The sequence below is a fragment of the Pseudofrankia inefficax genome (assembly GCF_000166135.1).
Taxonomy (GTDB): domain Bacteria; phylum Actinomycetota; class Actinomycetes; order Frankiales; family Frankiaceae; genus Pseudofrankia; species Pseudofrankia inefficax.
Genome location: NC_014666.1, coordinates 6,413,157 through 6,434,481, shown reverse-complemented (window position 1 = coordinate 6,434,481; position 21,325 = coordinate 6,413,157). Strand labels below are relative to the sequence as shown.

At 74.9% G+C, this 21,325-nt stretch carries 14 protein-coding genes and 1 pseudogene; 9 read left to right on the top strand and 6 right to left on the bottom strand.

Features of this window, described 5'->3' with window-relative positions; all coding sequences use genetic code 11:
- Nucleotides 1-95: 95 nt before the first annotated feature.
- The 3 genes from FRAEUI1C_RS25975 to FRAEUI1C_RS25965 all read right to left on the bottom strand — a co-directional run bounded on the left by FRAEUI1C_RS25975 (nt 96) and on the right by FRAEUI1C_RS25965 (nt 2,904).
- Complete coding sequence (locus tag FRAEUI1C_RS25975) at nt 96-833, bottom strand: enoyl-CoA hydratase-related protein (protein ID WP_013426335.1); 738 nt, start codon at nt 831-833, stop codon at nt 96-98.
- Nucleotides 834-1,009: 176 nt separating this feature from the next.
- A complete protein-coding gene (locus FRAEUI1C_RS25970; protein ID WP_013426334.1) occupies nt 1,010-1,873 on the bottom strand; it encodes an ABC transporter permease in 864 nt (287 codons plus the stop codon).
- Nucleotides 1,873-2,904, bottom strand: coding sequence for an ATP-binding cassette domain-containing protein (locus FRAEUI1C_RS25965; protein WP_013426333.1), 1,032 nt, complete (start codon nt 2,902-2,904; stop codon nt 1,873-1,875). The genes FRAEUI1C_RS25970 and FRAEUI1C_RS25965 overlap by 1 nt, the downstream gene beginning before the upstream one ends.
- Nucleotides 2,905-3,037: 133 nt before the next feature.
- Between FRAEUI1C_RS25965 and FRAEUI1C_RS25960 the strand changes: the two genes are divergently transcribed.
- From FRAEUI1C_RS25960 to FRAEUI1C_RS42320, 6 genes and pseudogenes are all read left to right on the top strand, one after another.
- Nucleotides 3,038-3,691 (top strand): TetR/AcrR family transcriptional regulator, encoded by a 654-nt coding sequence (locus FRAEUI1C_RS25960; RefSeq protein ID WP_013426332.1) that lies wholly within the window; start codon nt 3,038-3,040, stop codon nt 3,689-3,691.
- A 226-nt stretch (nt 3,692-3,917) separates the two neighbouring features.
- A complete protein-coding gene (locus FRAEUI1C_RS25955) occupies nt 3,918-5,225 on the top strand; it encodes an apiosidase-like domain-containing protein (protein WP_013426331.1) in 1,308 nt (435 codons plus the stop codon).
- A 173-nt stretch (nt 5,226-5,398) separates the two neighbouring features.
- Nucleotides 5,399-6,685, top strand: a complete 1,287-nt coding sequence (locus tag FRAEUI1C_RS25950; RefSeq protein ID WP_013426330.1) for an SAF domain-containing protein — start codon at nt 5,399-5,401, stop codon at nt 6,683-6,685.
- Nucleotides 6,686-7,022: 337 nt separating this feature from the next.
- The gene (locus tag FRAEUI1C_RS25945) at nt 7,023-9,617 is read left to right on the top strand and encodes a beta-glucosidase family protein (protein ID WP_013426329.1); all 2,595 of its coding nucleotides are present in this window, start codon (nt 7,023-7,025) and stop codon (nt 9,615-9,617) included.
- A 178-nt stretch (nt 9,618-9,795) separates the two neighbouring features.
- Nucleotides 9,796-10,974 carry an ATP-binding protein gene (locus tag FRAEUI1C_RS25940; protein WP_013426328.1) on the top strand — a complete coding sequence of 393 codons (1,179 nt, stop codon included), beginning with the start codon at nt 9,796-9,798 and terminating at the stop codon, nt 10,972-10,974.
- A gap of 226 nt (nt 10,975-11,200) precedes the next feature.
- A pseudogene (locus tag FRAEUI1C_RS42320) lies at nt 11,201-11,899 on the top strand (flavin-containing monooxygenase); the annotation flags it as partial.
- An 849-nt stretch (nt 11,900-12,748) separates the two neighbouring features.
- Here the strand turns inward: FRAEUI1C_RS42320 and FRAEUI1C_RS37720 are convergent.
- Together FRAEUI1C_RS37720 and FRAEUI1C_RS25925 are read right to left on the bottom strand one after the other, a co-directional pair.
- On the bottom strand, nt 12,749-13,624 hold the full coding sequence (locus FRAEUI1C_RS37720; RefSeq protein ID WP_013426326.1) for an acyl-CoA thioesterase: 876 nt from the start codon (nt 13,622-13,624) through the stop codon (nt 12,749-12,751).
- Nucleotides 13,625-13,867: 243 nt separating this feature from the next.
- A complete protein-coding gene (locus FRAEUI1C_RS25925) occupies nt 13,868-14,077 on the bottom strand; it encodes a hypothetical protein (protein WP_013426325.1) in 210 nt (69 codons plus the stop codon).
- Between the two features lie 591 nt (nt 14,078-14,668).
- On the opposite strand from FRAEUI1C_RS25925, the gene FRAEUI1C_RS40460 reads away from it, so the two are divergent.
- From FRAEUI1C_RS40460 to FRAEUI1C_RS25915, 3 genes are all read left to right on the top strand, one after another.
- A complete protein-coding gene (locus FRAEUI1C_RS40460; protein WP_013426324.1) occupies nt 14,669-14,839 on the top strand; it encodes a hypothetical protein in 171 nt (56 codons plus the stop codon).
- A 624-nt stretch (nt 14,840-15,463) separates the two neighbouring features.
- Nucleotides 15,464-18,163: a GMC oxidoreductase gene (locus FRAEUI1C_RS25920; protein ID WP_013426323.1), complete on the top strand. Its 2,700-nt coding sequence runs from the start codon at nt 15,464-15,466 to the stop codon at nt 18,161-18,163.
- Complete coding sequence (locus tag FRAEUI1C_RS25915; protein WP_013426322.1) at nt 18,160-20,076, top strand: hypothetical protein; 1,917 nt, start codon at nt 18,160-18,162, stop codon at nt 20,074-20,076. The genes FRAEUI1C_RS25920 and FRAEUI1C_RS25915 overlap by 4 nt, the downstream gene beginning before the upstream one ends.
- A gap of 80 nt (nt 20,077-20,156) precedes the next feature.
- Here FRAEUI1C_RS25915 and cobT read toward each other — a convergent pair whose 3' ends face one another.
- Complete coding sequence (gene cobT, locus FRAEUI1C_RS25910; RefSeq protein WP_013426321.1) at nt 20,157-21,269, bottom strand: nicotinate-nucleotide--dimethylbenzimidazole phosphoribosyltransferase; 1,113 nt, start codon at nt 21,267-21,269, stop codon at nt 20,157-20,159.
- Nucleotides 21,270-21,325 lie beyond the last annotated feature (56 nt).

Genomic DNA, 21,325 nt, shown 5'->3' with positions numbered 1-21,325 from the left:
ACAAGGCATGGTCCGACCGGGCCTGTTCATAAGATCACGCGGGCGAATTGCGATCCGTGATCAAGCTAGGAGTGCATAACGCCAGGGCCGCCCGGCTAGGGCTTGGCTTTGCGGCGCATGGACCACATCTGGGGGGAGCGTTCGACCTCGACGCCGACGTCCCAGGAGACGCCCGGGTTGCCGGTCTCGCGGCGGAAGGAGGCGACGGCGCGCCGGGCGAGGGCGGGGTCGGCGGCGGCGCGGGCGGCCAGCTCGAACGCGGTGGCGTCGACAGCGCCATCCTCGACGGCCGTCCACGCCAGGCCCAGCTCGACCGCGCGGGTTCCGGACAGCTGCGCGTCGAACAGGCCCATGGCGGCCGCCGTCTCCCGGCCGGCCGCGCGGTCGAGCAGCGCGAAGTGGCCGCCGCCGGGGTGCAGGCCGATCCGCAGGAAGCCGGAGATCAGCCGGGCGTCGTGGGCGACGACCCGCAGGTCGGGGGCCAGCGCCAGGTTCATCCCGGCGCCGACAGCCGCGCCGCGGATCGCCGCGATGGTCGGCGTCTTCACCTGGCCGACCCGCAGGAAGGCCTGGTAGATCGCCTCGATGGCCGTGAAGTGGTCGTCGGCGGCGGGGTCCGTGCCGGCCGCGCCGAGGACCGCGCGGTCCGCGCCCGCGCAGAACGACGCGCCGCCGCCGATGACGACCGCGCCGACCCGCGGGTCCGCGTCGGCCTCGTCGAGCGCCGCGACCAGCTCCGCCGCCATCGCCAGCGTGAGGGCGTTGCGCCGGGTGGGCGCGTCCAGCGTCACGACGGCCACACCGTCGCTGACCTCGTAACGGATCTCGCTCATGGTCCGTCCCTGTGCGGTGAGGCGGGTGGGGAACGCGGGGAACGGTCCGGCGGGCTGACCGCCGGCCCGTTCCGTCGAAGGCAAGCTACTAGCGCCGATCGCGCGACGCCTCCGGCTGTGCCCCAGCCCGCGTCAGACTGTGCTCCAGCCCGCGCCCGGCTGTGCCCCCGTTCGCGTCAGTCGGTGGTCCGGCGGCGGTAGAGGCTGACCGCGAGCGGGGCGAAGACCGCGAGGATCGCCAGCGACCAGAGGACCGCGGCGACGACCGGGTGCTGCATCGGCCAGGCGTGCACCTGCGCGGACGGGTTCGGGTTGCCCATCAGGTCGCGGGTCGCCGCGGCGACCGAGCTGACCGGGTTCCAGTCGGCGATCGCCCGCACGACCGCCGGCATTCCCGAGGTGGGGACCATCGAGTTGGACACGATCGCCAACGGGAAGAGGATGACCAGCCCGATGCCCTGCGCGCTCTCCGGCCCCTCGCTGACCAGGCCGAGGCACGCCGTCGCCCAGGTCAACGCGTAGGTGAACAGCAGCGGGATCGCCATCGCCGCGATGAACTCCGGCACCGAGGTGTGTGGCCGCCACCCGATAGCGAGCCCGGTCAGGATCACCATCGTCTCGCAGAGCAGCGCGGACAGCAGGTCTGACAGCGAGCGGCTGACGAGAACCGCGGCCCGCCAGACGGGAAGCGCCCGGAACCGGTCGATCGCCCCGGTCGACAGGTCGGACGTCAGCCCGACCGCCGTTCCCATCGACGCCGTGGTCAGGTTCAGCGCGATCAGCCCGGCGACCGCGAAGTCCTTGTACGAGGCGTCGTGGACCGAGATCCCGCCGCCGAGCACGTAGATGAACAACAGCGTGAACAGCACCGGCTGGATGAGCACGTCGGACAGCTGCAGTGGTTCGCGGGCGATGTGGATGAGGTTGCGGCGGGTGAGGACAATCACGTCCCGCGCGGCGCGGGCGAGGCCGCCGGAGCGGGCGGCGGTGCCGACGGAGGGGATGGTGGCGCCGTCTAGCGCCGGCGCGAGCTGGGTCATCACAAGGCTCCCTGCAACTGGTCGGAGGAGGCGTCGGCCGACGCGCCGGCCTGGTCGGTCCCGCTTCGCTGAAGCGGAGCAGTGGGCTCGTCGGTGGTCGGCTGGGTGGTGCTGTCGGTGCCGGTGAGGGCGAAGAAGACGTCGTCGAGGGACGGCGCGTGCACCGCGACGTCGTCGACGACGGCGCCGACCGCGTCGAGCGCGCGGATCACCGCGGTGGCGACCCCGGCTCCGGCGTCGACCGCGGCCCGCAGCCGCCGGCCGTCCTGGCTGACGTCGACCCGGCCCCCGACCAGCGGCGCGAGCGCGCCGACCGCCCCCGGGTGGGCGGTGGTCAGCGTGACCTCCAGGCGGGTTCCGCCGACGGCGCTCTTCAACTCGGTCGGGGTCCCGTTCGCGATGATCAGGCCATGGTCGATGACCACGACGCGGTCGGCCAGCGCGTCCGCCTCGTCGAGGTACTGGGTGGTGAGCAGCAGGGTGGTCCCGGCCGCGACCAGCTCCCGGATGACGTCCCACATCCGGGCCCGGCTGGTCGGGTCGAGGCCGGTCGTCGGCTCGTCGAGGAACAGCACCGGCGGGTTCGCGACCAGGCTCGCCGCGAGGTCGAGCCGGCGGCGCATGCCACCGGAGTAGCCGCGCACCTGCCGCTCGGCCGCGTGGGTCAGCTCGAACCGGTCGAGCAGCTCGGTGGCCCGGGCCGCGGCCGCGCCACGGCGCAGGCCGGCCAGCTCGGCGACCATCCGCAGGTTCTGCCGGCCGGTGAGGGCGTCGTCGAGGGTCGCGTCCTGGGCCGTGACGCCGATCCGGCGGCGGACCTCGCCGGCCTGGGTGACGACGTCGTGGCCCGCCACCCTGGCCCAGCCGCCGGTCGGCCTGGCCAGCGTGGTCAGGATGCGCACGGCCGTGCTCTTGCCGGCGCCGTTCGGGCCTAGCACGCCGAGGATCGTGCCGGCCGGCACGGTCAGGTCGATGCCGGCGAGCGCCTGCGTCTCGCCGTAGCGCTTGCTGAGGCTCTCGGCCTCGATCATCAGCTGGGCCACCGGGGTCTCCCGTTCGGGTTGTTTACTTGCCGCACGGTAAGCGGACCTGAAAACCTGCCGGTCGTCAAGTAAGTGCTCCGGGAACCCTGGCTGTCGAACGTCAGACGGGTAACATCGGGTGATGCCCAGGCCGCCGGCACGACCCGCGGGCGAGAAGAGCACGCGGGAACAGATCCTCGACGTCGCCCTGGACCTGTTCACGACGGAGGGCTTCGAGAAGACGTCGCTGCGTGAGATCGCCGAGCGGATGGGCTTCTCGAAGGCGGCGCTCTACTACCACTTCGCCAGCAAGGACGACATCCTGCTGGCTCTGCATCTGCGGCTGCACGACCTCGGTCAGGCCACCATCGACCGGTTCGACTGGGACCGGGTCGCCCCGGGCGACTGGGTGGGCCTGCTCGACGAGTTCATCGACCAGCTGTTCGACAACCGGAAGCTGTTCCTGCTGCACATGCGCAACCACGCGGCGCTGGAGAAGATCGCGCATTCGCATCCCCACGGTGAGGCGAACCACGACATCGAGGAGCGGTTCCGCGCGCTGCTGACGGACACCCGCGTGCCGCGCGCGCAGCGGCTGCGGCTGTCGTTCGCGTTCGGCGCGGTGGCGGCGGGGATGGCGATGTCCAGCGAGGTGTTCGACGACCTCCCGGTCGACGAGCTGCGGATGGAGCTCCGCTCGGCCGTCCGGGATCTGCTTCGTCCCGTGTCCGCCTCCGGGACGCCCGCGTCGCCCGCGGAGCCCGACCAGGAGCGCCCGCAGCCGGTCACGGCCTGACCGCGGCCGGCGCCTCGACAGGCGTCCGGACCTGCGTTAGCACGCCGTTTCGCTGTCCGTCAACAGACACGTGCTGCCAGAGGCTCAGAGTGCCCGGGTACAGTTCGGGCTGCCCACGATCGTTGCCTTATGTCCCGGCCGTGGTGATCCGTCTGGCCTCGCTCGTCGACCACGGTCCGCGCCTCGTGCGACGCGAGTGACTGGTTTCTGGAGTGCCTTGAGGTCCATGCCGTCGTCAGGAGTGCCGGACGCGTCCCGCCGGGGCGTTCCATGCTTCCTGGCCGACACATGGTGGTTCGCGCTCACCGGGCGCCTCTCCGACGACCGGTTCGCCGAGCTGGCCCGGCTGCGCGCCGCCCAGGGCTTCACCGCCGTGCAGCTCGTCGTCGGCATCCCGCCCGAGGTCGGCCCCGGCAACCGCAACGCCTGGAGCACGGTCGGGCCGGCCTGGTTCCCGGACGGGCGCCCCAACCCCGGGTACCTCGACCGGGCCAGGGAGAAGATCCAGGCCCTCAACGCCGCCGGGCTCACCGCGGTCGTCTACGGCTGCTGGGGCCATCAGCTCGCCTGGCTCGGCGTGCCCGGCGCCCAGCGCTGGTGGGACCGCCTCGTCGAGCGGCTCGACGACCTCGACGTCCTGTACTGCGTGAGCGGCGAGACCAATCTGTGGATCGGCACCGAGTCCCTGCTGCTGCCGGACCGGACCACCGACGACCTGATCCCCGCCGCCGTCAGGAGCCAGCTGTCCAGCCGGGTGCTGGCCCACCGTGGGTCCCCGGCGGCGCGGGCGGTGCTGCGGCGGCTGTGGCGCTCCTACGTCCACAACCGGTATGCCGGCGCCGTTGGGGCCCGCCGCGCGGGCTGGGACGCCGTCCTGACCGGCCTCGCCACGTCGACCGACCGGCCGCTGCTCGCGCACGTGATCTCTGGCGAGACCAGCGCCGACGCCCTGGACCGCGACGACCTGCTCGCCGCCGTCACCGTGCAGACCGGGCATGACCCGGCGAGCCGGCGCCTGCTCTGGGAGTGGCCCGCGCGGGTCGCCGAGCGCTTCCCCGGGCGGCCGTTCATCAACCTGGAGCCCTGGTACGAGGGCATCCTCGACGACTTCGGCACCGACGACCAGCTCTTCGCCTACTGGGTGTCGATGCTGTCCGGCGCGGCGGCCTACTGCTACGGCGCCCACGGGATGTGGAACGTCGGCGACGGCGCGTTCCTCGCGCACTGGGGCAAGCAGAGCCTCGATGACGCCGCCGCGCTGGCCACCCCGGCGCTGCTCGGCGCGAGCCACCGGGTGCTGCGGGCGGCCGGCTGGCCGGACGCCGCCGGCACGACCACGGTCGACGCCGCGGGCGGCACGTTGCGGTCCATCACCCGGTCCAGACCCGGCGGCGCGGGCGCGGTGACGTACTTCCCCGACGGCTCGCTCGCCGGCCCGGCGCGGACCGCGGCCGGTGCCCGCTACTTCGCCCCTGACCTGGGTGAGTTCGTCGCGCACGCGGCCCGGGAGGGCCCACTCGTGGTGCTGACCTGACCCGGCCCTGAGCCGGTGGGACGGCGGCGGCTGTGGGCGTGACGAGTCCACAGCCAACTGTGGGGAATGGTATGTGAGGGAGGTCACTGATGCCCGGAATGTGGTGGTGTGTCCTCTTCAGCCCGAATGGCGGCGGCCTGCGCGCCGGCATTCTGACGACTAGTGAGCGCTGAATGACTACAAGAACCGTGCGATCCGCCTCCCACGTCGTGTGGCCGACCGCCGCCGCCGCGGCGCCGATGCTGCTGCCGACCGATGTCAGAGTCGGGATCGTCGGTACCGGCTACACCGCGCGCGGCCTCGCGCACGTGCTGAGCCGGACCCCGCGGCTGACCGTGTCCAGCGTCCTCACCCGGCGCCCGATCGACGAGGTCGACGGGCCGTGGGCCGGGCTGCTGACGCACTCGACCGACCGCCTGATCGCCCAGTCGGACCTCGTCATCATCACCACCGGGGACCCGGTGCACGGGACCGAGGTCGCCGTCCAGGCCCTGGCCGCCAGACTGCCGGTCATCACGATGGACGCCGAGCTGCAGGTGACCGCCGGCTCCTACCTGGCGAGCCTCGGAGTGGTCGTCGAGGCCCAGGGCGACCAGCCAGGCAGCCTCGCCCTGCTCGCGCACGAGGTCCGCCAGATGGGCCTGACCCCGCTGGTCTACGGCAACATCAAGGGCTTCCTGAACCATCACCCGAAGCCGGCGGAGATGGCCTACTGGGCCGAGCGCCAGGGGATCTCGCTGACCCAGGTCACGTCGTTCACGGACGGCACCAAGCTCCAGATCGAGCAGGCGCTGGTCGCCAACGGCCTGGGGGCCACGATCGCCCGCCGCGGCCTGCTCGGGCCGCGCACCGACTCCGTGCCGACCGGTGCCCTGCCGCTCGCCGAGGCGGCGGCCACCCTTGGCACGCCGATCGCCGACTACGTGCTCCCGGAGCGGGGCAACCCGGGCGTGTTCGTCGTCGCGACCTTCGAGGAGGAGCTCGGCGAGTTCCTCCGGTACTACAAGGTCCGGCTCGGAGACTCGCCCTACGTGCTCCTGGAGCGGCCGTTCCACCTGTGCAACCTGGAGGTCCCGCTCACGGTCGACCGGCTGCTGCGCGGCGACCCGGTCGCCTTCAACAACGGCCCGCGCCCGCGGGTCGGTGTGGCGGCCGTGGCCAAGCGCCCGCTCGCGGCGGGGGAGCGGATCGAGACCGCGATCGGCGGGTTCGAGGTGCGCGGCGAGGCGGTGCTGATCGCCGACGAGCCCGACCACGTGCCGATCGGCCTGCTGGCCGGCGCGACCGTCGAGCGTCCGGTGGCCGCCGGCGAGACGGTGCGGTTCGCCGACGTGTCCGTGCCGGAGAGCCTGGCCCTGCGGGCCTGGCGCTGGACGCTCGACGCGGCGTGCTCGACGCCGGGCGTCGCCGGCCAGGGCCGGGCGGCGTCCCTGCCGCTGCAGCCGGGCGTCCGTCCGTAGCCCACCCCGCCGGGCGCCCCGCTGACCAGATCGGGGCAGTCGATCGGGCGTCGGGACCGGGCGGGTTCCGGGTACCTGCATCGGGCCCGTGCCCGATGCGTGGTTCGGGCGCGCGCGGAATCCGCGAGCGGGCGGCCGCGGGTGGGTGCGCACGAGGTCCTAGGGGTGGGTTCGGCAGAACTCTCCAGTTACTGGAACTTACTACTACTTGCGTGTGGAAGGTTGGACCGCGTCCCGACGCGACCCCGAACCCGCGCGATGGCCAGCCCCGCGGGGGCCCGACGACCACCCCCCTGGACGAGAGACGGCCGGGGCCCGCCGGGTGGACGATGAGCGCGTGACGGACACAGTCGAGAAGGTCGTCGTCGAGGCGCTTGCCGGGCTGGACCTGGCTGCCCGGGTCCGGCTGCTGACCGGGGCCACCTTCTGGCGGACCCGGCCGGCGCCCGAGGTCGGCCTCGAGGCGATGGTGCTGTCCGACGGCCCGGCCGGCGTGCGTGGCGAACGCGCCGACGAACGGGAACCTTCGGCGAGCCTGCCCTGCCCGTCCGCGCTCGCGGCCACCTGGGACGAGGCGCTGCTGCGCCGGGTCGGCCACCTCGTCGCCGCGCAGGCCCGGGCGAAGGGCGTGCACGTCGTGCTCGGACCGACCGTCAACCTGCACCGCAGCCCGCTCGGCGGCCGGCATTTCGAGTGCCTCGCGGAGGACCCGCTGCTGACCGCGCGGGCCGGCGGGGCGCTGGTCCGCGGCATCCAGGACGGCGGGGTCGCCGCGACGGTGAAGCACTACGTGGCGAACGAGTCCGAGACCGACCGGTTCACCGTCGACGCCCGGGTGGACGAGCGCGCGCTGCGGGAGGTCTACCTCGCGCCGTTCGAGTCGCTGGTGACGGAGGCCGGCGCCTGGGCGGTGATGGCCGCCTACAACAGCGTCGCCGGCGTCACGATGACCGAGAACCCCCTGCTGCGCGACCCGCTGAAGGACCTCTGGGGCTTCGACGGCGTCGTCGTCTCGGACTGGTTCGCGACCCGTTCGGCGGTCCCGGCCGCGCTGTCGGGGCTGGACCTGGTGATGCCCGGCCCGTTCGGACCGTGGGGGCCGGCGCTGGTCGCGGCCGTCGAGTCCGGCGAGGTCGCGGCGGAGATCGTCGAGGACAAGGCCCGGCGGCTGCTGCGCCTCGCCGCCCGTGTCGGCGCGCTGCCCGACCCGGCCCCTGACGGTTCGGGCGTGGCCACCCCCGCGCCGCCGGCGGTCGAGCGGGCGGTGAACGAGGGCGCCGACCCGGCCGGGCCGCCGGCGCGCGCCCTGCTGCGGGAGGCCGCCGCGGCCGGGATGGTGCTGCTGCGCAACGAGGGCGGCCTGCTCCCCTGGGACGATCTCGCGTCGCCCGTCTCGGAGCGGTCCCGCGCCGGTGCCGGCGTCACGGCCGGCGCGGCCCGCCGGCGGCGGATCGCCGTCATCGGGCCGAACGCGACGCTGCCACGCGGCCAGGGCGGCGGTAGCGCGACCGTCTTCCCGCCGCACCTGGTCGGCCCGGCCGCCGGCCTGCGGGCCGCGCTCGGCGACGACGTCGAGGTGGTGACCGCCACCGGCGTGCGCGCCGAGCCCTGGCCGGCGCCGCTGACGAGCGACAACGCCCGTGACCCCGTGTCCGGCGAGCCCGGGCTGCGGCTGCGTTTCCTCGGGACGCGCGGCCAGGAGCTGCGGGTGGAACGCCGGCTGGCCGGCCGGCTGCTGTTCATGGACGACCCGGTGTTGGCCGACTGCGCCCGGATCGAGGTGACCGCGCTGGTCCGGGCGCAGGCCACCGGGCGTCACTCGTTCGGCATGGCCGGCACCGGCAGGTTCGCGCTGACCGTCACGGTCGACGGCGCCGAGACCGTGCTCTTCGACGGGATGATGGAGCCGCCGGGCGGGGACCTCGTCGCCGGCTTCATGCGGCCCTCGGTCTGGTGGGACGGTCTTCGGCTGACCGAGGGCCAGGACGCACTGGTCACACTGCGCCACGATCTGCTCGCCGGGATGCCCGTCGCCTCGTTCGGGCTGCTCGCCGAGGAGCCGTCGTCGCCACCGGACGTGGAGTTCGAGTCGGCCGTCGCGCTGGCCGCGGCGGCTGACGCGGTGGTGGTCGTCGTCGGCACCTCCGACCGGGCCGAGAGCGAGGGCGTCGACCGCGCCGGGCTGGCACTGCCGGAGGGCCAGGACGAGCTGGTCCGCCGGGTCGCCGCGGTGAACCCGCGCACGGTCGCGGTGGTGAACGCGGGCGCGCCCGTGGCGCTGCCCTGGCGCGGCGAGGTGGCCGCGGTGCTGCTGTCCTGGTTCCCGGGCCAGGAGTTCGGCGCGGCGCTCGCCGACGTGCTGCTCGGCCGGGCAGAGCCAGGCGGCCGGCTGCCGACCACCTGGCCGGACCGCGCCGAGGACTGCCCGGTCCTGTCGGTCACCCCCGTCGACGGGGCGCTCGACTACGCCGAGGGCATCCACGTGGGCTACCGCGGCTGGGCCCGGCGGACCGGGCCCGCGCCCGCCTACCCGTTCGGCCACGGGCTCGGCTACACCACCTGGTCGTACGAGGCGCTCGACGGGCCGGCTGTGGTCCGGGCCGGCGAGTCGGCCCAGGTCGACGTCACCGTCCGCAACACCGGCGCGCGGCCCGGCCGGACCGTCGTCCAGGCCTACCTGAGCCGGCCCGAGTCGGGGGTGGAGCGCCCGGCGCTCTGGCTCGCCGGGTTCGCGGCCGTCGACGCCGCAGCCGGCCAGACCGTGACCGTTCCCGTCCGCCTCACCGGCCGCGTCTTCGAGCACTGGCGGCCCGCCGCCCCCGGCGCCGACGCCGGTTGGCTGGCGGAGCCCGGCGCGTTCGAGCTGCGCGTCGGCCCGTCCAGCGCGAGCCTGCCGCTGGGAACGACGCTGCTGGTGACCGTCGACGGCTGAGCGCCCTGGGGCCGCTGTCCGCGGATCGGCCTGACTGTCATGGAGGCGACTCGGCGGTTCGCCCATCCTTCGACCGGGTAGGCCGGGATAAGCACGGAAATAATCCCGAAGGACCTACGGAGCGACGGGGAAGACCTTTGCGCGCTTTGTCCAGTGGTCCGCCGACCAGGGGACGCGAGTGACCGACCGCGACCCGAGCCCGCGGGGCGCGGTCCCCGAAGGGGAGCCGCCCGGCGGTGGCCGACCCGACGGTGAGGTCCTCGTGCAGCTACGGGTGGACGCGTCGCCGGATGCCGTGCCGCTGGCCAGGCGGGTACTCGGCGCCGGGCTCGCGAACGGGTCCGCGCCGGTGCGGGACCTGGTCGGGGATGTGAAGCTGCTGGCCGGTGAGCTGTTGACGAACGCGGTACTGCATGGAGCGCCGCCGGTCGACCTGCGGGTCGTCGCTCGCCCCGACTGCCTGCGCCTGGAGGTGGCCGACACCAGCCCGGTGGCGCCGCTGCGGGCCCGGGGCGGCGCCGACATGATGACCGGCCGAGGCCTCGCGCTGGTGGCCGGCCTCGCCGCGCGCTGGGGCACCCTGCTCAACGGTCACGGCAAGGTCGTCTGGGCCGAGCTCGATCTCGCCGACTCGCCGGTGCCGCTGACGGTCGGGCCACAGCCGACCGCCCCACCGGCAACCGCACCACCGGAAACGGCACCACCGGAAACGGCACCACAGCCGGTCGTGCCGACCCCGGCGCGGCCGGCCGCCGGACCCGGGACGCCGATGTCGCCGGTGGCGGCCCAGCCGTGGTCGCCCTGCCAGGCCGAACCGGCGCCGGAGCCTCGATACCGGGTCTGCCTCGGGGACGTCTCGACGGAGCTGCTGCTCGCGGCGAAGAGCCACGTCGACAGCATCGTCCGGGAGTTCGCCCTGGCCGCGTCGGGCGCCTCCAGCGGGGAGAGCTCGGCCGTCCCGCCCCGGCTGGCCGAGCTGATCAGCCAGGTGACCACCGGGTTCGCCGAGGCCAGGCGGCTCATCCGCCAGCAGGCGATCGAGGCCGCGGCCGCCGGGCAGCGCAGCACCCGCCTGGAGCTCTCGCTGCCGGCGAGCGCCGCCGACGCCGGCGAGCGCTACCTGACGGCGCTCGACGAGGCGGACGAGTACGCCCGGCAGGCCCGGCTGCTGACCCTGGAGGCGCCGCCGCAGCACTGGGCATTCCGGCGGTGGTACGTCTCGTCGCTGGTGGACCAGCTGCGCGCCGCGGCCGATGGGCGACCGCTCCCGGACCCACCCAGCTTCGAGGACTTCCTGCGCCAGGCCGACAGCCCGCGGGTGCGTCCCCGGCCCGCCCTCGACGCCGAGACCTCCTGAGGCTCTCCGTCGGGCGTCGGGCCGTTCCCCGGCGCGCTGCCGACCGATGGCCGCACTCACGGTCAGCTGATGGGCACGAAAGGTGGCCTCCCGCTCGCCCAGGCCGCCCGACCTGGGCCGATGTCCGCGTTCCCACCCGGATTCCGCCCGAAGGGCCGCTGCGCGACCTACCGTCGTCTTCGGGTTGACTTGCCGCGATAGGGCAGGTCAGGGGTCGGGGGTGGCAATGGTGAGTCGACCGGTCGAGCACCTGGACGTACTGATCATCGGGGCTGGCCTGTCCGGCATCGGGATCGCCGTCCACCTCAAGGACCACCACCCCCACCGGGCCGTCGCCCTGCTGGAGGCGCGCGGCGCGCTGGGCGGCACCTGGGACCTGTTCCGCTACCCCGGCGTCCGCTCGGACTCGGACATGAGCAGCCTCGGCTACGGGTTCCGGCCGTGGACCGAGCCCCGGCTGATCGCGGAGGGCTCGGCCATCCTGCGCTATCTGGCCGACACCGCCCGCGAGCACGGCATCGACGAGCGGATCCGCTACGGACACCGCGTCGTCGCGGCCAGCTGGTCGAGCGAGCGGGCCCGCTGGACCGTCGATGTGGAGCTCACCCGCGACGCGGCCGGGCCGTCGGCCGAGGGCGCCGGGTCGTCCGTGCCGCCCGGCGAGCGGCCGCGCCGGATCCAGCTCAGCTGTGACGTGCTGGTCGCGGCGACGGGCTACTACCACTACGACCGCGGCTACGAGCCGGACTTCCCCGGCCGCGCCGCGTTCACCGGCCGGGTCGTGCATCCGCAACACTGGCCGGACGACCTCGACCACACCGGCGCGCGGGTCGTCGTGATCGGCAGCGGCGCGACCGCGATGACGCTGGTGCCCGCGCTCGCGGAACGGGCCGCCCGGGTCACCATGCTGCAGCGTTCGCCGACCTACGTCGTCTCGATGCCCGCGGTCGACCCGGCGACGACCCGGCTGCGCCGCGTCCTGCCCGACCGCTGGGCCGCCTGGCTGGTCCGCTGGCGCAACATCGTGCGCCAGCAGCTGCTGTTCCGGCTGAGCCGGTGGCGCCCGGAGCTGGTGCGCCGCACGCTGCTCGCCCGGGTCGCACGGTCGCTACCGCCCGGCTACGACGTCGCCCGGCACTTCACCCCCCGCTACGACCCGTGGGACCAGCGGCTGTGCCTCGTGCCCGACGGCGACCTGTTCGCCGCGATCCGGGGCGGGCGCGTCGACGTCGTCACCGACGAGATCGACACGTTCGTCGAGGGCGGGATCCGGCTGCGCTCCGGCGCGGAGCTGGCGGCCGACCTCGTCGTCACGGCGACCGGCCTGCGGCTGAAGATGTTCGACGGCATCCCGCTCACGGTCGACGGCGCCCTGGTGCCCGTACCCGACCGGCGGATGTACAAGGGCCTGATGCTGGAGGGCGTGCCGAACTTCGTCTTCGCCTTCGGCTACACGAACGCGTCCTGGACGCTGAAGGTCGACCTCGTCGGCGAGCACCTCGCGCGCCTGCTGCGCCATCTGGACCGCCACCGGCTCCAGGCCTTCGTCCCGGAGCCCGCCGATCCACCCGCCGGGGCGGGCGAGGCGGGCGAGGCGTCGTTCTTCGACTTCAGCTCGGGTTACGTGCTGCGAGGCGCGGCCGAACTGCCCAGGCAGGGCGAGCGCGGGCCGTGGCGGACCCGGATGAACTACCTGGCCGACGTGCGCGCGCTGCGGTTCGGCCGGGTCGGCGGGCCCGAGCTGCGGTTCGAGCCGGTGCCGGCCCAGCGCCGCTCAGGCGACGTCGCGGAACAGGCACTCCTGGGTGATGGTGGCCACCAGCCGGCCGTCGCCGGAGTGGATGGTGCCGTTGTAGAGGCCACGGCCGCCGGCGGCGGACAGCGGCGTGACGTCCATGAGGACCCAGTCGTCCAGCCGGGCCGGGCGGTGGAACCAGACGGCATGGTCGAGGCTCGCGCCTGAGTGGGAGCGTCCGTCGTGCCAGGCGGCGAGCCCACCGGACACGTCGGACAGGTACGTCAGCACGCTCGCGTGCAGCAGCGGGTCGTCGGTGAGCGGCACGGTCGCGCGGGCCCAGAACCTGGTCTCCCAGTCGGCGTCCGGATACGGCTGCGCCGGGCGCCGGCATTCCACGTCGAACAGCCGGGGGAGTTGCAGCGGCGGCAGTGACGCGGGCGCCTCGGCCGCCGGCGGCGGCCCGGCCTGCCGGTCGAGGCCGGTCTGCGGCCGGTGGAACGAGCAGGACATGTTGAAGATCACCTGGCCGCCCTGGATGGCGACCACCCGGCGCGCGGAGAACGACCGTCCGTCCCGGTCCCGCTCCACCCGGAAGATCGCCGGCCGGGCCGCGTTGCCCCGGCTGAGGTAGTAGCCGTGCAGCGAGTGCGGCAGCCGGTCGTCCGGCACCGTCCGGCCGGCCGCCAGCAGCGCCTGCGCCGCGACCTGGCCGCCGAACAGCGAGTACGGCTCGTCGAAGACGGCGGTGGTGCGGTACAGGTCCCGGTCGAGCTCCTCCAGATCCAGCAGATCCAGCAGGGTGACGCCGGCCTGGCCTGGCGGCACGGTCCCGTCGTCGAACGGCCTGCCCGCATTCCTAGCCGGGTCCAGGCTGACCGCCTCGGCCCCGTTCGGCCCGCCCACCGTGCTCATCGCTCGCCCACCGCCCTCCCTGCCAGCCCCACGTCCACCGCGTCGCCGGGCCGCGCGCCCGTCGACCGAGGCGCGCCGTGCGTTCCGCGCGCGATGGGACGTGACCAGGCAGGCGACGTTCGTCGAACGTCCTACGCGAACGTATCGGTCGATCATGGTCGGGCTGGGTCCGGCGTGACCGCCGCTACCCTCGGCCGGGCGGTCCGGGGCGATGGTCGGGCCGGCGGGTCGCCGGAGCTCTGGTCAGACGGCGTCGGAGGCCGGCCGGGCGCCGCGGTGCCAGTGGCCCGCGTGGTCGGGCGCCTCGCGCGGCGCGGGCGGCCGGCCGACGCGGCGCCACCGGTACACCGCCCGGCCCTCGGCCTGGTCCTCGCCGCCGCGCAGGCGCAGCAGGTCCTCGTCGTTGGCCGCCGCGATGACCGCGGCCGCCCGCCGCAGCTGGTGGCGCAACACGCAACCTCCCGTCGCGTCGGCGCCGCGTCACCGCGGTCCGCCGGTCTGGCCGTTCGCTCCCTGCAACGAACTTCTACCAGACAGTAAAGGAATGGCGACGCTGTGACGTGGCTCGCCGTGTTGTCCTCGGTTGGCCCTCTGTCGAGGCCGAGCCCGCCTCCCGAATCGGCTGGATGGCATCGCGTGGTCACGCTCGGTGGCCAGTCGCCTCGACGGGCGGTGCCGGCCAGCCGAGCCGGGCACGACCCCGCGACCCCGCCGGACCGAGCTCGTCGGCGGCCCGCGGTGCTCGCTCGATTCCCGGCGATGACCTGCGCAAAGGCGTCGGGCGGTCCGACTGGCGGCGGCCAATCCAAAGGAATGCGTGGAGTACGGACCGAATGGGAAAGCCTGTGACCGGCGCCACTGAAATGGACGGTATTCCCAGGTGATTGTGGTCCGGGCCACGTCGCACTGATGGCGTTCCGCACACGCTTCTGGTATGCGTTCCAGCTCACGTCGCGGAAGCTCGAAAAGTCCGGAAAGAAGGTTCAGAATAAATGTGCGGCCATCGGAAAGCGTTAGCCGCCACACCTGTCCCAGGAGCCAGACATGCGTAACGAGACTTCCCCCATCGAGCGTCTGCTCACCACCGCCAGCGCCCGTCGTGCCGCCCGTCGCGAGCGCCGGGCCCTCGAGACCTACCTGTCCCAGGACGCCCTGTCGCCGAACGCCCGGCAGGAGATCGAGGTCATCCTCTTCCGCCAGGGCGCTGCCTGGTAAGAACGCCCGCCGAGCCGTGGGCGGCCCGCCCACGGCTCCCCAGTGGCCTCTGTCACCTTTCTTCGTCCTCTCGAGAGCCGCTTTACCCGAGTACCCGACGGCCGTTGTTGTGCGGAGGGTCATTCGGCTCGAATGCGGCCGGGCAAGAGGCCTGGTAACAGCCATCCGATCGGCCGTCAGGCGCCGCTCGGATGGCCCGCCTAAACCCGCCGGCCGATGCCGGCGGCGGCGCACCTTTCGGAGCCGGCCAGGATTGCCTGGCCGGCTCCGGGTGTTTTACGCCACGCCCCGTGCGCTCCGCCACTTCATTCACCTCGGCCATGTCGCCAATCCAGTCGGCTTGCCGACTTCAGCTGGTCGGCGCCGGTCACCACCATCGGGTAACGGCGCCGCGACCGACCTTGTGGCGTGACCCGGCTGGGAGACCGGGCGCCCCTGCGACCGGCCGCCGGTCATGAGCGCCCGGCGACGTGAGGAGGCGCTGGGGCGCAGCGGGTCGAGACGAGGCGCGGAGCGCGGACGCTCGGCGCGGGTCCCCGCCCCTTCGACAGACGGCAGCCAGTCGACTACCGTGCGCTACGAATCGGTGCTGACCGACTGTCGCAGCGAAGGGGCCGAGGCCGCATGGTCCGCAAGTCCGCGCCCGAACAGGTCGAGACCGTCGTCGTAGGGTCGGGCTTCGGTGGATCGGTCACCGCGTTCCGGCTCGCCGAGGCCGGGCGCGACGTGTTGGTGCTAGAACGTGGCCGGGCGTACCCGCCAGGCTCTTTTCCTCGTTCGCCCGCCGAGCTGGCCGGGGCCTTCTGGGACCCCGATGCCGGCAGGCACGGGCTTTTCGACGTCTGGTCCCTCGGCGGGAGCGACGCCGTGGTGTCCGCAGGGCTGGGCGGCGGCTCGCTGATCTTCGCGAACGCGCTGGAGCGAGCCGAGGAGCGCTGGTTCGCCCGAGCGGACCCGCCGGGCGCTGGCGCGGCCCGCGGCGGGGCCGGCTCGCGGGGGAGCGGGGCCGGCCGTGGCTCCACCCGCCGCCGGGCCACCGCTGGCCAGCCCTGGCCGGTCGGCCGCGCCGACCTGGAGCCGCACTACGACGCCGTCGAGAGGATGCTCGGCGCGACGCCGTTCCCGGCCGGCCGGCCGGGCTACGAGAACGCCGGACGGCCCGCCGCGGTACGCGCGGCCGCGCGGCGCGCCGGGCTGGACTGGCGCGCGCCCGCGCTCGCCGTCAGCTTCGGCGTGCGTGGAACCACCGCACCGGGGCTCGCGCTGCCGGAGGCCGCCTACGGCAACGTGCACGGCCGAGCCCGCACCACCTGCCAGCTCGCCGGCGACTGCGTGCTCGGCTGCAACCACGGCGCCAAGAACAGCCTCGACCACACCTATCTGTCCGCCGCCGCCTACCACGGCGCGGAGATCAGAACCCGCTGTGAGGTGCGTGGGATCGCGCCCGACGGCGAGGGCGGCTGGGTCGTCAGCTATGTGGAGCACCATCGGGCCGTCGACGGCACACCTGTCGACACCGTCGCCCTGCCGATGCGGGCCGTGCGCTGCTCGCGGGTGGTGCTGGCGGCCGGTGCGCTCGGCTCGACCTATCTGCTCCTGCGGGCCCGTCCGGGCCTGCCGGCCGTGAGCCCGCTGCTGGGCCACGAGTTCAGCGGCAACGGCGACGTGCTCGGGCTGGTCGTCGGCGCCCGGCACGGCGACCGGCCGGCCTGGCCGGCCGGCGGTGCCCCGACCATCACCGGCGCGGTCCAGCTGCCGGCCGCGCTCCAGGGCAGCGGGCCCGGCTTCGTCCTGCACGACGCGGGCGTCCCGGCCTTCCTGTCCTGGCTGCTCGCGGCCCGCGAGGTGGCCCTGCACGGCTCCGGCGGCCACGGCGTGCCCGGACTGCCGGCCGGTCTGGGGCTACCCGGTGTCGGCCGCTCGCTGCGGCTGGCCAGGGACGCGCGGGAATGGGTGGCGGCGCGGCTGTTCGGTGGCGCGGGCGGCGACCTGCGAGGGCGGCTCGCCCGGCTGGCCGACGCGGGCGCCGCCGCCGAGCCGTTGCTCGCGCTGCTAGCGGTGGGCCGGGCCGGAACCGACGGGGTGCTGCGACTGGACGGCGACCGGCTCGCCGTCGAGCGGTCCGGGGCCGGCCACGACGAGTACCTGGAGCGGGTCCGCGCGACGATGGCCGAGCTGGCCGCGGAACTCGGCGGCCGCTTCGAGGCAGGCCCGGGGACCGCGCACCAGCGGACGACCGCGCACCCGCTCGGCGGCGCGTCGATGGGAACCAGCGCGCGGGACGGCGTCGTCGACGAGTTCGGGCAGGTGTTCGGGCATCCCGGCCTGTACGTCGTGGACGGGGCGGTCTTCCCCGGTCCGGTCGGCGCGGCGCCCGCGCTCACGATCGCGGCGTTCGCCGACCGGGCCGCCCAGCGGATGGTCGCCGACGGCCGCCGCCGTGCCAGGACGGTGCCCCGGCCGCGAACCTCGCCGGGCACTCGCGCCCTGGCCGTTCCATCCGGCACGACCCGTACCAGGACGGCCCGGTCGACGACGTCCGCCAGGGCCGGCGCCTCGGCGGCCGGCGGTGGCTCGGTTCACGGCGGTGGCTCGGTGTCCAGAGCGGCCACGAGCGCGGGCGGCCGGACGTCCGCCCCCAGAACGAGCAGCGGGACGAAGGGATCGACGGCGATGAAGGCGTCCACGACGGCCCCCACCGGGAGCCGGGCGGCGGGCACGAGGACCGCCACCACCCAGGCACGGCAGAGCACCGGGACCGGCGGGACGAGGGCCACCGGCGGGACGGCGGCGGCGAAGCCTGCTGGCCGGGCGACGGCGGCGAAGGCCGCGGGCCGGGCGACGCCGGCGAAGGCACTCGGCCCGGCGAAGCCGGCCGGTCAGGCGGTGACCACGACGTCCGCTGGCCGCGCGACCACGGCGAAGATCGCGGAGCCGGCGCGAACGGCGAAGCCGGCCGGTCAGGCGATGTCCAAGACTTCGGCTGGCCGGTCGACCACGGCGAAGGTCGCCGGCCGAGCCAGTACGGCGAAGGCCGCTGGCCAGGCGTCCACCGCGAAGGCCGCTGGCCGGGTGAGCACGGCGAAGGCCGGCGGCGCGGGTACCAGGGCGTCGAGCGGTGGCCGTGGCGTGGCCAGCCGACCGGCCGGCGAGCGCCCGGCCGGGAAGGGACCGGTCGACGCGAGCGGGCTGAGGTCCGGCGCCGCCACGGCGGTCGACGTGCCGCTCCAGGCCGCCGGTCCGGCCGGCTCGGCGGTGCGCGGTGCGGTGCCTGGCGCCGCCACGGGCGGCGCCGGTGCGCGCCGGGCGGCGGTGGCCCGATGACGGCCACCCCGCGGATCGCCGTCACGCTGATCCACGGCGTGGAGACGGCCGACGCCGGCTACGGCGACCGGGCCGTCGAGCTGCTGCGACGGGCGTTCGCGAAGCATTCCGGCGCCGACCCGGACGACGCGCTCATCGTGCGCCCGACCTTCTGGGCGCCGGTGCTCCAGTCCGCCGAGGACGAGCTGTTCCAGCGCTGCTTCGGCCCGGGCCAGGCACGCTATGTGCGCTGGCTGAAGCGCCAGACCAGCCGGGTCGACCATGGCTCCCGGCTGGCGATGCTCGCGCTGTCGTCGTCCGCGCTGCTGCCGCGGGTCCCGTTCGCCGGCCCGCTGCCGTGGCCGACGCTGCGCTGGGTGACCACCGAGTTCGCCGGCGACGCGATCGCCTACCAGATCGCCGGGGAGCGGGACCACACCGTCTACGACGCGATCCACACCCGGGTCGCGGTGGCGTTGCGGGAACTGGCCGTCGCGGCCGGCCCGGACGCGCCGCTGTGCGTCCTCGGGCACAGCCTCGGCTCGGTGATCGCGAGCAACTACTTCTATGACCTGCAGGTCGAGCACGGTCAGTACCCGCGCGGCGGGCCGCTCGCCCGCGGTGGCGTCCCGACCGGTCCCGGCCGGGTGCCGCCGCAGCTGCGCGGCGCGGCCGACGAACAGCCGACACCGCGCCGGCTGATCCCGGCGGCGACGAGGCTGGCGATCGGCCCGACGCCGTCCCGGCTGGAGCGCGGCGAGACCCTCACCGACCTGATCACCCTGGGCAGTCCGCTGGGGCTCTACTCGCTGCGTTCGCGCGGCTTCCACCGGCCGCTGCTCGTGCCGGCGCCGGCCGCCGGCCTCGACGGCGACCCCGAGGGCCTGGCGACGAGCCCACGGCGGCGGGAGGCGCCCGGCCGGACGGGGGCCGGCGGCTGGGTGAACGTCTACTCGCCGTATGACCTCGTCAGCCAGCCGTTGCGGCCGCTGTCCGAGGAGTACCGGCTCGCGGTCCGCGAGGACGTCCGGATGACGGTGGGGCCCTGGTGGGCGGCTCGCGGCCCGCTGTCGCACGTCTGGTACTGGAACGACCCCAGGATCGCGGACCTGGCCGGCCGCGCGTTGGCCCGCACCTGGCGCGCGCACGCCGGCATCCCCGACGGCGCGCCGGCCCAGCGCGTCGCCCGGCGCCCCGTCGCCCGCCCCGCCGACGCGGTCGGGACAGCGGCCAGCCGCCTGGGCACCCGGGCCGTGACCCCGTCCTCGACGGCGGCCGGCTCCCTGAGACCCGGGACGCCGAGGTCCGAGGCCTCGAAGGCGGCGACTCGAAAGCCGGTGACCGTGAAGGGAACGACCCCGAAGGCGGTGACCCCGAAGGCGGTGACCCCGAAGGCGGCGACGGCGCGAGCGGCGACCGGGAGAGCGGCGACGCTGAGGGCCGAGCCCGCGAAGACGCGAGCCGTGAAGCCTGAGGCCGTGAAGCCGACGCCGGTGAAGGCCCCGACCGCCAAGTCGGCGACAGCCAGGTCCGCGACCGGCAAGGCCGTGACGTCCAAGGCCGTGACGTCCAAGGCCGTGACGTCCAAGGCCGGGACAGCCAAGGCCGGGACAGTCAGGCCCGGGACGTCCAAGGCCGCCGCCGTGAAGCCGTCCGCCGTGACGCCCGGGGCGGTGAAGGCGCCCGGGACGGCGAGAACCGGGACCCTGAAGGCCGCCGTGGCGAAGCCTGGGCCGGCGAAGGCCGCGACGGCGAGGCGAGGGCCCACGAAGGCCGCGACGATCACGGCGCCGAAGGCAGCGGCCACTGGCTCCGGCCGGGCCGCCACTGGCTCGGGCCGGGCCGCGGCCGGCACACCGCGCCGAACCGCCACCCGCGCGGGCGGCGAGAACCAGCCGGCGACTCCACGCGGCGCCACCGGCGACGTTCGCTGACCAGGTGCCCGGGCTCCGCGATCGGGGCCCGGGCACGTCGGACGTCCCGTCAGGCTGACGGGCCCACGCCGGCCGGGGGACTACTCCTGGCCGGCGGTCTTGTCGGTGACGCCGGCGCCGTCGAACGTGGCGACCTCGGCGAGGACGCGGGCCGCGGCCTGGATGACCGGCACGGCCAGCACCCCGCCGGACCCCTCGCCCAGCCGCATGCCCAGGTCGAGCAGGGGCACCAGGTCGAGCGCCGCCAGGGCCGCCGACGCGCCGGGCTCGACCGACCGGTGGCCGGCGAACATCGCCGCGCGGGCGGCGGGCGCGAGCCGCGCGGCCACCAGCGCGGACGAGCAGGCGATCACCCCGTCGAGCACGACCGGCACCTGGGCGGCCGCGGCCGCGAGCAGGTACCCGACCGTCGCCGCGTGCTCCACGCCGCCGACCGCCGCCAGCACCCCGAGCGGGTCGTCCGCCGTGACACCGTCCGCCGTGGCACGCCCGACCGCGCGGCTCACGACGTCGACCTTGTGCGCGAGCGTCGCGTCGTCGATGCCGGTGCCGCGCCCGGTCACGGCGGCCGGGTCGGCCCCGAGCAGCGCGGCGACGAGCGCGGCAGACGGCGTGGTGTTGGCGATGCCCATGTCGCCGGTCACCAGGAGGTCGTGCCCCTCGGCCAGCAGGCCCTCGGCGACCGCGGCCCCGGCGGCGATCGCCGCCAGCGCCTCGGCGCGGCTCATCGCCGGCTCGACCGTGATGTCACCGGTACCGGCGCGCACCGAGCGGCGGTCCAGCCCCGGTGCCGCGGCGACGACGGCCGCGGCCTCCGGCGACATGCCGACGTCGACCACCCGGACCGTCGCGCCGACCTGGCGGGCGAGCGCGTTGACGACCGCGCCACCGGCCAGGAAGTTCGCCACCATCTGCCCGGTCACCTCGCGCGGCCACGGGGACACGCCCTGGGCGTGCACCCCGTGGTCGCCGACGAACACGGCGACGGCCGGGGTGGCCGGCACGGGCGCGGGCACCACCGCGGCCAGCGCGGCGAGCCGGACCGACACGTCCTCCAGCTGGCCGAGCGAGCCGCGCGGCTTGGTCAGCCGGTCCTGGTGCTCCCGCGCGGCCTGGGCGACGGTCGGGTCGGTCACCTCGATACGGGCGATCAACGCGTCGAGCATGGCCGTGTCCGGCGATTCGGGACTCATCTGGCGCCTCCCTCGGTCCGGCCCGGACGTTACCGAAGGTCCATGGTGCACGGCGG